Source organism: Natronolimnobius baerhuensis, from assembly GCF_002177135.1.
GTDB lineage: Archaea > Halobacteriota > Halobacteria > Halobacteriales > Natrialbaceae > Natronolimnobius > Natronolimnobius baerhuensis.
The window spans coordinates 1,257,328-1,271,931 of sequence record NZ_MWPH01000001.1; the positions used below are offsets into that span (position 1 = coordinate 1,257,328).

Annotated in this window: 11 protein-coding genes and 1 pseudogene; 5 read left to right on the plus strand and 7 right to left on the minus strand. The window is 61.7% G+C overall.

Features of this window, described 5'->3' with window-relative positions:
• Window positions 1-131 precede the first annotated feature (131 nt).
• Window positions 132-1,466 (minus strand): AMP-binding protein, encoded by a 1,335-nt coding sequence (locus tag B2G88_RS06030; protein ID WP_087714244.1) that lies wholly within the window; start codon window positions 1,464-1,466, stop codon window positions 132-134.
• Between the two features lie 380 nt (window positions 1,467-1,846).
• Window positions 1,847-3,067: pseudogene (locus B2G88_RS06035) on the minus strand (Cdc6/Cdc18 family protein); the annotation flags it as partial.
• An 899-nt stretch (window positions 3,068-3,966) separates the two neighbouring features.
• Between B2G88_RS06035 and B2G88_RS06040 the strand changes: the two are divergent.
• Entirely contained in the window at window positions 3,967-4,803 is an 837-nt protein-coding gene (locus B2G88_RS06040) for an RNA methyltransferase (protein ID WP_087714245.1), read from the plus strand.
• A 9-nt stretch (window positions 4,804-4,812) separates the two neighbouring features.
• Here B2G88_RS06040 and B2G88_RS06045 read toward each other — a convergent pair whose 3' ends face one another.
• Window positions 4,813-5,988 carry an MFS transporter gene (locus B2G88_RS06045; RefSeq protein ID WP_087714246.1) on the minus strand — a complete coding sequence of 392 codons (1,176 nt, stop codon included), beginning with the start codon at window positions 5,986-5,988 and terminating at the stop codon, window positions 4,813-4,815.
• An 85-nt stretch (window positions 5,989-6,073) separates the two neighbouring features.
• Window positions 6,074-7,153, minus strand: a complete 1,080-nt coding sequence (locus tag B2G88_RS06050; protein ID WP_087714247.1) for a DMT family transporter — start codon at window positions 7,151-7,153, stop codon at window positions 6,074-6,076.
• Between the two features lie 179 nt (window positions 7,154-7,332).
• Between B2G88_RS06050 and B2G88_RS06055 the strand changes: the two genes are divergently transcribed.
• The gene (locus B2G88_RS06055; protein ID WP_054863430.1) at window positions 7,333-7,815 is read left to right on the plus strand and encodes an Lrp/AsnC family transcriptional regulator; all 483 of its coding nucleotides are present in this window, start codon (window positions 7,333-7,335) and stop codon (window positions 7,813-7,815) included.
• Between the two features lie 219 nt (window positions 7,816-8,034).
• On the opposite strand, the gene gatE is transcribed toward B2G88_RS06055, so the two are convergent.
• Window positions 8,035-9,909, minus strand: a complete 1,875-nt coding sequence (gene gatE, locus B2G88_RS06060) for a Glu-tRNA(Gln) amidotransferase subunit GatE (protein WP_087714248.1) — start codon at window positions 9,907-9,909, stop codon at window positions 8,035-8,037.
• 415 nt (window positions 9,910-10,324) lie between these two features.
• On the opposite strand from gatE, the gene B2G88_RS19475 reads away from it, so the two are divergent.
• Complete coding sequence (locus B2G88_RS19475; protein WP_176393183.1) at window positions 10,325-10,471, plus strand: hypothetical protein; 147 nt, start codon at window positions 10,325-10,327, stop codon at window positions 10,469-10,471.
• A 17-nt stretch (window positions 10,472-10,488) separates the two neighbouring features.
• Here the strand turns inward: B2G88_RS19475 and B2G88_RS06065 are convergent, their stop codons facing one another.
• Complete coding sequence (locus tag B2G88_RS06065; RefSeq protein WP_087714249.1) at window positions 10,489-11,892, minus strand: heme ABC transporter ATP-binding protein; 1,404 nt, start codon at window positions 11,890-11,892, stop codon at window positions 10,489-10,491.
• Window positions 11,889-12,953, minus strand: a complete 1,065-nt coding sequence (gene btuC / locus B2G88_RS06070; RefSeq protein WP_054863445.1) for a vitamin B12 ABC transporter permease BtuC — start codon at window positions 12,951-12,953, stop codon at window positions 11,889-11,891. Before btuC ends, B2G88_RS06065 begins: the two co-directional genes overlap by 4 nt.
• Before the next feature lie 59 nt (window positions 12,954-13,012).
• Here btuC and B2G88_RS06075 point away from each other — a divergent pair, with 59 nt between their 5' ends.
• Both B2G88_RS06075 and srp19 read left to right on the plus strand, forming a co-directional pair.
• Window positions 13,013-14,206 (plus strand): PGF-CTERM-anchored ABC transporter substrate-binding protein, encoded by a 1,194-nt coding sequence (locus tag B2G88_RS06075; RefSeq protein WP_087714250.1) that lies wholly within the window; start codon window positions 13,013-13,015, stop codon window positions 14,204-14,206.
• A 118-nt stretch (window positions 14,207-14,324) separates the two neighbouring features.
• The gene (gene srp19, locus B2G88_RS06080) at window positions 14,325-14,603 is read left to right on the plus strand and encodes a signal recognition particle subunit SRP19 (protein ID WP_087714251.1); all 279 of its coding nucleotides are present in this window, start codon (window positions 14,325-14,327) and stop codon (window positions 14,601-14,603) included.
• Window position 14,604 lies beyond the last annotated feature (1 nt).

The following is a 14,604-nucleotide window of genomic DNA, read 5'->3' on the forward strand; positions in this document are numbered from 1 at the left end:
AGCCGGTCGTATGCGTTCGGCCGTTCCGATGTGGAACGGCCGCGAATTCGCGACAGACGTGTTTTGCTTCGGTCGTCTCAACCATAGCCACCCTACCAGCAACGCCGCAAATTAGGTTCGGCGTCTGCTGTTCAGGGCGAGGAGGATGTCAAAGTCACTGTCCCCACCGATTCTTCCTCGAGAACGACCGTCCCCTCAGCGGTCGTCGCACGAGCGCCAGTCCGAATCCAGCGCGTCCCCGCAGCCGTGAGGACTGTCCTATCGGTCAGCGCTGGCCGCTCGAGATAGCCATCCATCGTTGCTGGACCGGTAACGGCAAGTTCGCCGGGAGTGTGTGCGGTGCTGTCGGTGGCCTGTGGGGTGTTATCGGTGGCTGTCTCACGAGTGGTCTCACTGTCAGCTCCGTCCCGGTGAACAGTCGTTTGAACGTCGGGCAACGACTGCCCGAGTCGCCCTGCATCGATATCGGCTGCCGTCCGAACGTGTGTCAGCCCCGTTTCCGGCGTTCCGACGAGTGACACACTGCCACCGTCGATAGCTGTCATCTCGCCGGCTGACTCGAGGACGGCGACACCAACCATGCTGTCTCCGTCTGCTGGCGTATTCGTTCCATCTGACTCGGTACCGGCGACTGCTCGCAGGCTCTCATACTGCGCTGGGGTCACGAATACCCGCTGCATCGCCGTCGTATAGCGCAGCGACCGAACTGTGTCAGGGTCCCACTCCTCGAGCGGCTGGTACTGGTCACCTTGAACGAGCGTGGCGGTCGCACCGAACAGCAACTCGAGTGGATTCGCAAGCGAGAGCGCACCGATCTGCCCTGGGCGCTCGCTCGTGCTCTCGGAGTCCGTCGCGTCTGCATGGCTAGTAGAGACGAGTTCGCCGCCGCCGGCGCGGGCAGCTGCGATAAGCGACGACTGAGGATACGTGATTGCGAGTGGCTCACGCTCGAGTCGTCCGAGATACGCGATCAGACCCAGATCCTCGTCCGCCCGACGAACGATGTCGATTCCAGAGCGCGTCCCCGTACTGTTCATCCCGCTGTTATCGAGAAACGACTCGAAGGCGACTCCCATGCCAGTCCCATCGCCGACGCGAACACCAAGTCGAACCGAGTCTGCACCCACCAGAATCGATGGCAGGCGCTTGAGGTCCGTCACAACTGCCGTTGCACCTGCCTCCTCGAGTGCTGTCGCAACCGTTCGTTCGTCGTACTCAAGTGGCATTGTTACCGGCACGCAGCCGTTTCTCAGCGTGCCAAAGACTGCGATCAGAAACGCACGTGGCTCTGCGATCCGAATCCCGATCCGTTCGCCAGCACCAACGTCTCGGTCACGGAGCCCGCCAGCAAAGGCATCAGTTTGCGACCAGAGTTGTGAAAACGTGAGCGACTCGTCCCCTGCAATCGCCGTCATGGACTGTCGGTCCATCACCGTCGATTGGAGTTGCTCGATGAGTTTCGACATTCGAATGCTAGAACAAACTACTCTCGGTTATGTGTTCACTGTATACAAATAATACAATATATATCGAGAGAGTCGTCCAGATTCACTGGAAAGGCGACTCAAATCAAATTCGAACAGCCTGTTGGGCGTTACGACTGGTCAGATTGTGCCGATGACGAGTTGGAACGGCCGTCGGAAACTGTCGTGTCCGATCCACCATCAGTGTCGGACCCACGATCAGCATCAGGCCCACGATCAACAGCGGACTCACCGTCAGCATCGGACACAGAGTTGGCGTTCGCTTCAGACCTCGAGCCTGCACCAGACCTGGTTCCGGATCGAGATGTCCTTGACCCCGTACTCGAGGTTGCCCCTGTACCCGAGTCTGCTCCCGTGTCGGTATCCTCGAGTGGAGCCAAGCGAGCGTCGCGCAACAGCACCTTCTTGACAATCGAGGGGTTCTCGAGCAGGCGGTGTTTCGCGTGTGCACCGCGACCGCGTCCCCGCCCCTCGCGTTCCGATTGGATTACGTTGAGGAAGTTCTGCTCCTGGAGGATTTCCTGAACGCGTCGTTCGGAGAGGACGTCGAAATCGAGCTGATTAGCGATCTGTTTATACTGGTTGTAGATGATCTTCGTCGGGAACTCTTTCTGACTGCTGTTTTCGGTCAGCAGCGTCAGTGAGTACAGAATCGCCTTTGCCTGCTGGGGCGAGCCCTCGATGAGTTCGTTGAACCGATCTGCCTCGGTCTTTTCTTTCGCGTCGCGGACGTGCTCGGCAGTGACGTGCGTATCAGTCTGTTTCTTTGCGATCCGTCCCGCATTGCGTAGAATGTCGATTGCCTTGCGTGCATCGCCGTGTTCCTGAGCGGCGAGTGCCGCAGTCAGCGGGATCACGTCGTCAGAGAGCACCCCGTCGTGGAACGCATCGCGGCGCTTCTCGAGGATTTCGACGAGTTGGTTCGCATCGTAGGGAGAGAAAACGAGTTCGTCCCGCGAGAGACTCGATTTGACCCGTTCGGAGAGATGATCCGGGAAGTCGATTTTGTTCGAGATGCCGATAATGCCGATGCTCGAGTCAGAGATACGTCGGTTCTCACCGGCACGCGAGAGTTTCCGGAGGACTTCGTCGTCCTCGAGCATGTCGATCTCGTCCAGAATAACGATGGTAACGTCGGTACAGCGGTCGATGGCCTGCCAGAGTCGCTTGTAGTAGTCACCGGTTCCGAGGCCACGGTCGGGAATGTTGATGCCACTCTGGTCAGGTTCGTTGACGAGTTGGGCGATGGTTTTGATGATTGACGCCTCCGTGTTCTGTTCGCCACAGTCGATAAAGGCGTATTTCACCGTCACCCCATCGCGGCCGGCCTCCGAGATGACGCGTTTCGTCACCGACCGCGAAATCAGGGATTTGCCGGTCCCGGTCTTGCCGAAGATGAACAGGTGATTCGGCTCGCTCCCGAAAATAGCGGGATTGAGCGCGTCCGCGACCCGTTGCATCTGCTCGTCACGCCCAACGATCCGGTCTGGCCCCGGGAGATGCGTAATCTCGAGGAGTCGCTCGTCAGCAAAGACCGGATCATCATACCGAAAGAGTGGATCGCGATCATCGTTCGCGGACATTGCAGTACCCGGTGCGTACCAACTGTACTGAAATAAATGTATGGGGATCGCTCGCGTCTGTAAATGACTGGTCTAAGTCCCTCCACCGTCGACTCGAGGGGTAATTGGAGACAAGGGACCGAATCGCCGGCGTCGCGCCTCTAAGACCGGACGTCGGTGCCGGCCGAGCACCGACACCCCCCTCGCGAGTGTAACCGCGACTCGCCGTCTGACGCGTCCGAGTGCGACTCATCGGGAATTGTCTGACGCTCGAGTGACGGGTGTCGACATCAGTATTGGTGGGTAGGATACCGTCAAACCCGTTATTTCCCGCGTTATGGTGCTGGAAGACGAGATTTAGTCGGGACACACACCCCCGTCGCGGATGTAACGGGAAATGGGTGGGTGGGTCTCGAGTTGAAGCCCGATTTTTGCTCGAGGTGGGTCCAGAAACCGGATTTTTACATCCGCGATGGAGGTGTGTTCCCATTCAGACCCCCCACACATAGAATGCCTTACAAACGCGAGGGGGGTGTGTCCCCCCAGCCCATCCAACAAAATCGAGCAGTAGAGCGAGCAATACTCACGAATACGCGGTAGAGAAGGTCTAAGATCTCGAGATGAAACTCATTACTATGTTGCTTTTCCTATCGGTGAGTCTATCTAGTTACTCTAGTATCTAGTTTCTAGAGACTAGTCTAGAAGAGAGAGAAGAACGACAAGACAGACACAAAGTAACAGCACAGTCTCAACACTCAATTCTCCTTCCCGATCACTACACTTACCACAGCTATCTGTCTCAGACTCGAGTCGCCATCTCGGTCCGGGACTGAACGCATCACTTTTCCTCGCCCGTTCGATAGCGACTGTATGCACACGGCCAGTCCATCTTCAGTCACGACTGCTGGGGTGGGTACCACATGAGTGATCTCCCATCCACGTCCGATCAGTCGGTATCAACTCAAGGAGAAGCCGATCACACGGGTTCCGACGACACAGAGACAGCGTCCGACTCACCCATTCGGTCACCACCGGCTGTCGCAGTCGTCGACGCACAGACGCCAGGCAACGTGGGAACGATTGCTCGAGCGATGAAGAATTTCGGCTTCGAGGATCTCCTGCTGGTCGACCCGCCGGAACTCGATCCCGACGGCGAGGCCTATGGCTTTGCGGGCCACGCACGCGAAGACGTGCTCCCAAATGCGACCGAACTCACGTTCGGGGACCTCGTCTCGGAGTACCACACTATCGGCTGTACCGCTGTGACGAACGAGGACGACAACAATCATATTCGGTTTCCGTTCTCCACGCCGGCAGCGCTCGTGGATCGACTGGCATCCGTCGCGGGCCCAACCGCGCTCGTGTTCGGCCGGGAAGGCGTCGGCTTGACCAACGAGGAACTCGCCCAGATCGACGAAATCTGCTCGATTCCGGCCAGTAGCGAGTATCCCGTGCTCAACCTCGGACAGGCCGCCACGATCACGCTCTACGAACTGCGAACGCTGGCGCTGGCTCCAGCGGACACGCAACTGCCCGACCTCGAGCGCGTGCGTGCACCCGAACCGACGCTCGAGCGTCTGTACGACCAGTGGGACGACTTACTGGTCGAGATCAACCATCCGGAAGAGAAACGCGAGAAGGCCGGGCGGATGCTGCGCCGGGTGTACGGCCGAGCCGATCTGACCGCCCGCGAGGCGAATACGCTGCTTGGCGTCCTACGACGAGCGACAGAGCGACCGGCCGAACGCGACCAGTGAGGCTGACCGTCAGGTTCTCGAGGCGTCGCCCGTCGGCGCACTCGCGGACCCGGTCCACAGCCAGGTGAGGACAATCGTGCCGAGCAGCGCGACTGCTAGCCCGACCGTCACCCACAGCGCGCGCCCGATGCCGTACCATTCTGCGAGCACGCCGACGACCGCCGGTGCGAACGCGATTCCGAAGTACGTCGAGCCGTTCGTCACGGCGTTCAGCGGCCCGCTGTACTCCGGTGCGGCCTCGACCGCGTAGGCCGACAGCGTTGGGAACCCACTCGAGAGGCCGGCACCGGCGACGAAGACGGCGACAAACAGTATGGGACCGGTCTGGCCGGAGAAGGCGACTGCGAGTGCCGGAATTGTGGGGATGGCGGTGGCGAGGACCAACAGCAGCGAGGGAACGCGGTCGATCAGGAACGTGTAGCCGAGGCGAGCGGGCATGTACGCGAGCAGGTAGACCGAGAGGAGCAAGTTGGCGGTCGCGGTTTCGTAGAACCCGCTCGCATAGTAGACGAGCCAGGTGAACAGGATGCCCTCGATTGCGCCGACGAGCATGATGCCGACGCAGGCACCGATCACCGACCGTCGCTGGAGCAACTCGCGGAGTGCCGACCGCGAAATGGACCGTTCGGCGTCCATCGAAGGGAGTTCGGTTCGACTCGCGATGAGAATCGTCGGAAGAAAACAGAGCGCGATCACGACGAAGACCGCGCGCCAGTCGGCCACCACGAGCACGCCGCTGACCAGTTGCGGGCCGAGAACGGCACCGACCGCCCAGACGAGCGCGTACGCCGCGTAGATTCGTCCGCGACGCGCTGCGTGGAGGTGGCTCAAGACTGCACGGTCGATGCCGCGAAACGCGCCCGCAGCAGCGCCCTGGGCGAGCAACGCGAGCAAGAAAACGGCATACAGCGGCGAGGCGGACATCACGAGCAACGCCACGACGACGCCGAGTGCAGACAGGACCAGTGTCCGACGCATCCGCACCCGGCCGGCCAATATCCCCGTTGCGACGACAGCGACGACGAACCCGGCGGTCCCCGCGGGCGCGATCAACCCGAGTGCGGCCTCCGAGACGCCGAACGTCTCCTCGAGACTGGGGAGGATCGGCCCTCGAGCCTGCATCGCAATCGCATCGCCGAAGACGAACAGAAACAGGGCTGCCGTCCACCATCGAGCGCGGTCCATGGGTTTTCTGCTCGCGTGCGGACGGAAAACGGTCCGCCTACAGGTAAAATCCGTTTTCGATCTCCTGACGTAATTCAGTTCCCAGTTAGTCGTCCGCCGGTTCGGCCGAATTCGTCGTGGGACCAGGATCGGCCTCGAGCGCTGACTCGGCGTCCGACTCGAGCGCAACGCCCCCGTCGGTCCGCGCTCCTGACTCGCCGCCAATCGAGTCATGATCGACTGGCCGCGTCGACCGACGTTCCAGCGTAGAGCGCAGGAGGCCCCGTAGCGCTGCTCGTTTGATGACGACGAAGCCGGCGAGGATCGTCAGCAGACCGAGCACCGTCAGCGAGTCGACGACGTACCCCATCACGGCCCAGCTGACGGCCATCGCGACCGCCGGCTCGGCGTAACTGACGAGATTGACCTGCGTCGCACCGGTTCGCTCGAGCAACTCGAAGTAGAGCAGAAAGGCGAACACGCCGGAGACGAGCGTCAGGTAGGCAAACGAGAGCACCGCCTCCGTCGTGACCGCGATTGCTGCGACGGATTCGCCACGCAGGGCCGCCCAGCCGAGCAACACGCCGGCACCGAGCAACATCGCCCAGGCCTCGAGGGTCTCGAGCGGCAGCGAGGAGCTGATCGGTTTGAGGAACACGCTCCCGAGGGCGAACGCGATGGCCGAGGCGAAGACGAGCCCGACGCCGACCATCATCTCGCCGCCGAGTGTCGCTCCGGACGGCTGGACGACGGCGATCACGCCGACCAGTCCGAGCACGAAGCCGATGATACCTGCGGGTGCGAGTCGTTCGTTTGGCAGGATCACGCCCGCAAACGCCACGGTGAGGATCGGTGCCGTGCTGACGACCGTCGCCGCGACTGCGCCGGAGACGTAGAGTTCGCCGAGATACAACAGTCCGTGATAGAGCGCGATGACGAAGACGCCGGCGACGGCGACCGCGAGCCACTCTCCTCGAGTCTCTGGCCACAGCTGATCGGTCACGACCGCCGCGTACGCGAGGACGATCACGCCAGCAAGCGCGTAGCGCCCGCCGGCAAACAGCAACGGCGGCACGTACTCGAGGCCGATTTCGATAGCGACGAACGAACTGCCCCAACAGAGTGCCAGAATCGAAAAGAGCACCGCTTCGCGGTACCCGTCCGGCAGAGATCCGAGTAGCGTCATATACACTCCGAAAATACGTCGACTACTTAGGGCCTTCTACAAGACTGCTCAATTTCTCGGATGCAGAATCATACATATGGATACTATCCGAAATCGTGCCAGTTGCACGTACTCGAGTGAGAGAAAACTCCAACCATGTCGCCCGGAAGACACATGAATTGGGGGACGAACACTCACCTATGGACGAGCGCGACGTTCGGCTGTTGAACGCGATTGCTGAACTCGAGACGGGGAGTCCGGAGCAGTTACACGAGGCGACCGGGATTCCGGTCTCGACGATTCACTACCGGCTCAGTAACCTCCGCGAGCAGGGGATCATCGCAAACGACCGCTACGAAATCGACCTCGAGAAACTCGGCCTCGGCGTCACCGTGCTGGTGGAGGTCCACGCCGACTATCAGGGTTCCTACGAGGAGTTTGCAGATCGGCTCCTGACTGTCGAGGGCGTGACGAACGTCTACTTCACGATGGGGAAGACGGACTTCATCGTCATCGCGCGACTGAGCAGCAGCGAGATGGTCGAGCGCCTGATCGCCGAGTTCGAGCAACTCGAGGGCGTCGAGCGGACGGACTCAACGTTCGTTATCTCCGCAATCGAAGAACGGGACGCGCTCCAGAGCTACGAGCTGGAGACGCTGCTCGAGGAGTTAGTTGACGACTGATACGGATTGCTGTAACGATTTACCGGCGGTGAGTCGAACTGTGTGAGACGAGGCTCGGTTGAGGAGCGAAGCGAGTCAACCGGTGCAACCGCGACCCGGGCGGCGGTTGCACCGGAAATGACTTACAGTAAACCGTATGACGGTGAAACGACGGCTGACGATAAAACGACAACTGCCGGCAAAGCAACGACTGACTGCGAAAACCGTACTCGAGCGTCTTCAGGCTCGCTTTTGAATCTCTTCGCGCAGGACCTCACTGACGAGGTCGCCGTCCGCCTTCCCACGGAGTGCGCCCATGCACTCGCCCATGAGTCCGGAGAACGCCTGCATGCCTTCCTCTGCGACCTGCGCTTCGTTTCGTTCGACGACCTCGACGATTGCCTCGCGGACCGCTTCGTCGTCAGCGCCGCCGAGGTCTTCCGCGTCGGCCGCCTCCTCGGCAGTCCGGTCGGGTTCGTCGGCCAGCGCCGTGAGGAGGTCACCGACGCCCTCGTTCGGTAGGTCTCCGTCCTCGACCATCCGAAGGACGCCCTGCAGATGCGTTTCCGTCACGTTCTCAACGGCCACGTCATCACGGCGGAGTTCCGTCAACGTCGACTCGAGCGTGGACGCCGCGAGTGTCGGGTCGATGCCGTCCGCGACGACATCTTCGAACAACGGCATGTGCGTGCCGTAGGCGACCTGTTCGGCTAGTCCCGCGCCGAGGTCGTACTCGTCCTGATAGCGTTCGACCTTCTCAGTCAGGAGTTCCGGCTCGGGAACCTCGCTCGGGTCAGGCTCGACCGGCGGCACGTCCGTTTCGGGGTACATCCGCGCCGCGCCGGGCAGCGGACGCAGGTAGCGAGTCGTCCCGTCGTCGTTCGCACCGCGAGTTTCTTCTGGCACGCCCTCGAGTGCGGTCTGTGCGCGCTCGACGACGGCGTCGATGGCGGCCTCGGCAACGTCGGTCTCGTCGGCGACGATGGCCACGGCGTCTTCGGGGTCCGCATCGACTGCGTCGCGCAGGTCTGCGACTTCCTCGTCGGTAACGCCGTACGCCGGCAGCTCGTCGGTGTGGAAGATACCACCCGCGCCGTGGCGCTTTGCGTGATCAGAGAATTCAGTGCCGAGGCGACGGTCCGGGGCGATTTCGCGGCCGACGAGGCCGTCAAAGCCCTCGAGTCGGACGCCCATGACGGTGCCACCCGAACTGAGTGCGCCCTGAATCACGCCGCTGTCGGTTCCCTCGAACACGTCGGTGACGTTCTCGGGGTCGCTGACGCTTGCCTCGCGCTCTGTCAGTTCGTCTCGAATCGCGACGAGTTCGGCCTGCCGCGCGACTTCGTTCCGGACAATGTCGTCGATGTCGTCGAGGCTCTGGACGCCTTTGATCTCGACGCGTGCGCCCTCCGCGATGGAGACGTTGACGTCCTGGCGGATCGTCCCCAGCCCGCGTTTGACCTTCCCGGTCGACCGGAGCAACATGCCGATCCGTTCGGCTGCCTCGAGCGCCTGTTCGGGACTCGAGATGTCGGGACTCGTGCCGATTTCGACGAGCGGAATGCCGAGGCGGTCGAGGCTGTAGCGGACGCCATCGTCAGTCTCTTCGACGCGCTGGGCGCTTTCTTCCTCGAGCAGGAGGTCCTCGATGCCGACCGGGCCGTCGCTCGTCTCGATTGCGCCGCCGGTGGCGATCAGCGTCGAGCGCTGGAAGCCCGACGTGTTCGAGCCGTCGACGACAAGTTTCCGCATGACGTTGGCCTGGTCGACCGGGTTCATCTCCATCAGTTGGGCGACCTCGAGTGCAGTCTCGAGGGCCTCGTCATCCAATTCGTGGGGCGGCTCGTCGTCTTCTTCGACGAGGCAGGTGGTGTCGTAGGCGAGGTACTCGAACTCGCGGTCGACCTTGCTTTCCTCGAGTGCGGCGTCGTCGATTTCGCCGAGTTCACTGCGCGTGGGATGGAGATAGCGCGTGAACGTGCGGGTCGATTCTTCGGGTTCGCGGAGGTCGGTCGGACACTGACAAAACAGCTTCGTCGCCGTATCGAGTTGCTGGTGGATTTCCAGCCCGGCGACGAGACCGAGGTCCTCGTACTCGTACTCGGTATCGCTCATTGGCGTGGACTCGGAGGCGGAGGGGTAAAAAACCGTCCAGTTGCGGCCAGACCGGCGATGCCCTCGCCCGTCGTCGCTTCGTTGGCCGTTCGTATGCGCGCGGCTGTCGCTGTTCGTTCGGTAGTTTCGGACGAGCGCAGTCGCTCGAGAGTATTAGAGAGACGGGGTAGGCCAGTCAACGACAGTGCACGTGGAAACCACGCGCAGTGAAAGGTGGTTGCCTGACCGTGCCGCCTACCAGGAAATTCGTTTATCGACGTAAAACACCTCCGGTCGGAGGATACACCAACAATCCAATGTGACGACGGACTGGACCGCCAGTGAGTGTCTCCGGTGTGAACGCCACTATTTCCCGCCCTGTCGCCGGTGCGAGCGCAAGCACAACCGCTACACGTCGCTCGCGACACACTCGAGTATGGTCCGGATTTCGACTATTGTGATCGTCCTCGCGATTATCTTGGGTATCGGTCTCCTTCCAATTCCGGTGCTCCCCGGCGTGGGCATCCTCGTCGGCCTCTCAGGGATTGTACTCGGGATCATCCTCCGACTCCTCGGGTACTAATCACCCCACCCAGCCGGTCAATCCGCACTCGAGGGCGTCTCGAGTTCTCGAGACGTTTTCTCGGCGATAGCCTCGAGAATCGTCTCCGGCGTCGCGTCAGTCGTTCGCGCCTGATCGAAGCGTGAACTGCCTCGAGATGAGGCCCCTTCGTGGTCCTCGTTTGCTCGAGTTGCAATCACGACCGATTCGGCTGTCGTCTCGACCGTCTCGAGCAGTTGCTTCGTTCCGCCCCCTGGCCGCTCGAGGATGGACGCAGTGACGACGGTGACGTCGGCCACCTGCACCGACTCCTCGAACGCCGCCAGCGTGGCTGCCGACAGTGATTCGAACGGGGCGACCTCGAAGCGGTCGACGCCGAGTGAGCGCGCGGTTTCGGCTGCGGTCTCATCTGCGGTGACTGGGCCGAGCGTGAGATCGACGGGGGCTGCAGCGGTCTCGAGGCGCGCGAGGACGCCCGAAGCGGTGGCTCCCGTGCCGAGGACGTGAACGCGAAGCGGTGGGCTGTTGGTGCCATTGGCGTCGTCTCCGTCTGCGTCCGGTTCGTCGCGCTGTGATCTGCCGGCGTCCGAGAGCGCTGTCACGGTTTCTGTCCCTGTGATCGGATTCGTCGTCACCGCGGCGGTCGCATCGAAGACGTCGGCGACCGACTCACCTGTCAGGACGTCCGCTGGCGACCCGCTGCGATAGACCGCACCGTCTGCGAGCATGACGAGTCGATCACAGTACCGCGCCGCGTGGTTCAGGTCGTGGATGGCTGCGACAACGGTTCGACCTTCCTCGACCAGTTCTCGGACCAACTCGAGGGTTTCGACTTGATGATTCACGTCAAGACTCGCGGTCGGTTCGTCGAGCAACATGACGGGAGTGTCCTGTGCGATGGCGCGCGCGAGAACGACTCGCTGGCGCTCGCCACCGCTTACTTCGTCGATTGCTCGATCTGCAAACTGTGCCGTTCGGGTCCGCTCGAGTGCGGTATCGACTGCCTCGCGATCCGCTTCGGTGGGCGGCGAAAACCGTGAGCGGTGGGGGTGACGCCCCATCTCGACTACGGTCTCGACGTCGAACGAGAACGAGAGCGACGTATCCTGCGGCACGACCGCGACGAGCCGACTCGAGGCCTTCGAGGAGAGGTCGTGGACGTCGGTGCCGTCGATGGCGACCGTTCCCGACGTGGGCGAGAGTGCCCCGCTGATCGCACGGAGCAGTGTCGTCTTTCCAGCGCCGTTCGGGCCGACGAGTCCGACGAACTCGCCCGGTTCGACAGTGAGCGAGGCGTTCTCGAGGACGGAGACGTCACCGAAGGAGACGGAGACGGCGTCGACCTCGAGTCGGCCGGTTGCGGTGCAGTTGGTGTTGCTGTCGGTGTCAGTGTTCGTACTGGCGTTGCTATCGGTGTCGTCACTGGCACCAAACCCGATCATAGGGCGTGCACCTCGCGTTTCGTGAGCAGGTACAGAAAGAAGGGCGCGCCAAGCGCTGCGGTGACGATGCCGACGGGGACGATTGGCAAGCCGTAGAGGCCAACGCGGGCGAGCGTGTCCGTGATGACGAGAAACGAAGCCCCGGCGAGTGCACTCGTCGGCAAGAGAATCCGGTGATCCGGGCCGACGATCAGGCGCATGATGTGGGGGACAACGAGGCCGACGAAGCCGATGACGCCAGCCACAGCAACGCCCGCAGCGGTGACGATGCTCGCAACCGCGAGCAACAGCACCTTCGTTCGCTCAACGTTGACTCCGAGATGGTGGGCGTCTTCCTCCCCGAGCAACAGGACGTTCAACTCTCGCGTGTAAACGACGAGAATCCCGACACCGACGAGCGAAACCGGGAGTGCAAACTCGACATCGCCCCAGTTGCTCCGGTGGAGATGACCCATCATCCAGACGACCGCCTCCCGGAGGTCGTCGCCGCTGTGGACGAGCATGTACGAAATCATCGCGCCCAGAAACGCCTGAATCGCCACGCCCGCGAGCAACAGCGTCGCGACCGGCGTTCGCCCGCCCTCTGTTGCGATTGCATAGACCAAAAACGCCGTCGTTATTGCACCCAGAAATGCGGCCATCTGCAGGGCAGAGACCTCGAGGCTGGTGATAAGCAGTGGGATCGTCACGCTCGAGAACGGGATGAGCGCGGGGAAGGCAATAGCGGCGACAGCACCCGCTGCAGCGCCGCTCGAGACGCCGATAATTGAGGGGTCTGCGAGCGGATTTCGAAAGAAGCCCTGCATGACCGTTCCGGCGGCGGCGAGGGCGAACCCGACCGTTGCGGCGAGGATGATCCGGGGCAGTCGAACGTCCGTGATGATCGTCTGGTGTGAGGCGGGGATGTCGTAGCGCTCACTGCCGATGTGGTTTATGACTGCGTGGACGACGGTGGGTGCATCGATTCGAACCGGGCCGAGCATCGCGCTCCCGACGATAACGCCGACGAGAAGCGCTATTAGGGCGATTGACCACGAAATGACTCGTCCCGACTGCGACACGATTGCAACCTCGCTTGCAGTAGTCAAATATTTGTTGGAGTGGGCAGACGTACCAGCCGATGCAACAGAAACTACTCGCACTCGTTGTCACCGTTATTCTGGTGGCAGCGGTCGCTCCTGCCTCCGTTGCCGGCACCGCGGGGGCACCAGCCGTTCAGGGAGTCGACCAGCAGGCACAGTCTATCCCAACACTTTCATCATCGGCTCAGGACTCGCTCACCTGTGAGTACCCGCTCGAACTTGAGGATGGCACCGGTGAGACGGTCACACTCGAGGAGGAACCCGAATCGGTCGTTGCCCTCCAGCCGAGCGATGCGCAGGTCCTGTTCGAGATCGGCGCTGAAGACACGGTCACCGGCATGCCAGTCGGGCAGTACACCGACTATCTCGACGCTGACGAGGACCTCGATATCACGGACGACAGTGACGTCGAACCAATCACGGAGGAAGTGATCGACCGCGAACCCGATATCGTCCTCGCTGCGGACGCCGTCTCCGGCGCTGACGCCGTCGATCAACTTCGCGATGCTGATGTTCCGGTGTACGTCTTCCAGACAGAGGACTCACTCGAGGGCGTCGCTGAGAACATCCGACTCACCGGCCAGATCGTCGGCGAGTGTGAGGGTGCCGAGGACAGGATTGATGAAATGAACGACCGCCTCGAGATCATCGAGGAGGCACTCGACGGTGAGGATCGTCCGCTCGCGTTCTACCCGATGGGACCTGACGGATTCACCCCCGGTGAGGGAACCTTCCAGGACGAAATCCTGACGACGGCCGGTGTTGAAAATCTCGGCGCAGACGCCGGCATCGAGGGCTGGGAACAGATCAACGACGAAACCGTTATCGAGGAAGACCCCGAGTGGATCATCTACGGCGAGTCCTGGGGCGAGCCGCCCGTCAGTGAAGCCGTTATGGGAACCACTGCCTACGAAACCGAGCAGTTCGTGACCGTTCACGACAACTTCATGAGTCAGCCTGGCCCGCTCGTCGTCAACGCAATCGAAGACATCGCACAGGAGGTTCACCCTGAGGCCTACGAAGAGGCTGCAGCCGACTTCGAGGACGACGAGACAGACGACGGCGACGCGGCTGACGATGATGAAAGTGGAACAGAATCGGATGAGAACGGCGCGGACGACGGTGCAGTCGGCGCGGACGACGCAGACAATGACTCGATCCCCGGCTTTGGCGCACCAGTCGCTATTGTCGCTGCACTCCTCGCTGGTGCGTTTCTGGCGCGTAGGCAGTAACAGCCTCGAGTAACGAGTTTTCACTCGAGTCTCGGTCGGATTGCTCCGGTTCAATCGACGCTGTTCAGTGCGACTTCTTTTGAAAAGGATTTACACGTCGGCCATCGCAGAGTAGCGCATGGTCGAGAACGTTATCTGGCCCGCCTATCTCGACGCGGCCCGCACACGCTCTGAGGGACGCCGCGTCGCGGAGGATCTGGCCGTCGAAGAGCCGTCGGTCGATGAAATCGCGAAAGCCGTCCAGCAGATCGGCTACGACGCGACGATTGAACGCGATAAAGCCTACTCGAGAGAGCCCTGGGCTGATCGCGGCCGCGTCGTCGTCCGTGGCGCTGACGACTCAAAGAACGATCTCGTACAGGCCGTCGCGGCCTACGTCGTCGCGATGCGTGAGTAAC

Bases quoted from the DNA above. Each gene is read 5' to 3' on its own strand.
- B2G88_RS19475 (WP_176393183.1), top strand. From the start codon at position 10,325: ATGGTCCGGATTTCGACTATTGTGATCGTCCTCGCGATTATCTTGGGT.
- gatE (WP_087714248.1), bottom strand. From the start codon at position 9,909: ATGAGCGATACCGAGTACGAGTACGAGGACCTCGGTCTCGTCGCCGGG.
- srp19 (WP_087714251.1), top strand. From the start codon at position 14,325: ATGGTCGAGAACGTTATCTGGCCCGCCTATCTCGACGCGGCCCGCACA.
- B2G88_RS06040 (WP_087714245.1), top strand. From the start codon at position 3,967: ATGAGTGATCTCCCATCCACGTCCGATCAGTCGGTATCAACTCAAGGA.
- B2G88_RS06030 (WP_087714244.1), bottom strand. From the start codon at position 1,466: ATGTCGAAACTCATCGAGCAACTCCAATCGACGGTGATGGACCGACAG.
- B2G88_RS06045 (WP_087714246.1), bottom strand. From the start codon at position 5,988: ATGGACCGCGCTCGATGGTGGACGGCAGCCCTGTTTCTGTTCGTCTTC.
- B2G88_RS06075 (WP_087714250.1), top strand. From the start codon at position 13,013: ATGCAACAGAAACTACTCGCACTCGTTGTCACCGTTATTCTGGTGGCA.
- B2G88_RS06050 (WP_087714247.1), bottom strand. From the start codon at position 7,153: ATGACGCTACTCGGATCTCTGCCGGACGGGTACCGCGAAGCGGTGCTC.
- B2G88_RS06065 (WP_087714249.1), bottom strand. From the start codon at position 11,892: ATGATCGGGTTTGGTGCCAGTGACGACACCGATAGCAACGCCAGTACG.
- B2G88_RS06055 (WP_054863430.1), top strand. From the start codon at position 7,333: ATGGACGAGCGCGACGTTCGGCTGTTGAACGCGATTGCTGAACTCGAG.